The 318-nt window shown below is 73.9% G+C and carries 1 protein-coding gene; it reads right to left on the bottom strand.

What is annotated here, in order from left to right; genetic code table 11:
* The coding region (locus tag ACLBXO_RS31930) for an MFS transporter (RefSeq protein WP_447687941.1) at positions 1-318 on the bottom strand (318 nt) is incomplete at both ends.

Here is a 318-nt window from a genome sequence, read left to right on the forward strand (position 1 = left end):
CGACGATGACGAGGGCGTAGATCGGCCAGACGGTGTGCACGCCCGTGAGGGCGCAGGCGAGGGGGCCGAGGCTCGCGGCGCTCTGCAGCGCGTAGGCGGCCGCGCCGACGAGGCGCCGGTCGTAGGCGTCCGCGACGTGGCCGGTGACCAGGGCACACAGCACCGCCGGCAGGAAGCCCGCGAGGCCCACCAGGCCCAGCGCCAGGGCGGAGTGGGCCAGGTCGTAGACGTACCAGCCGATCGCCACCGCCTGCATCTGGTAGGCGAGGCCCGTGAGGAACCGGGCCGAGCCGAACAGGCGGAAGTCACCGATGCCGA

This window comes from Methylobacterium sp. C33D, from assembly GCF_053345825.1.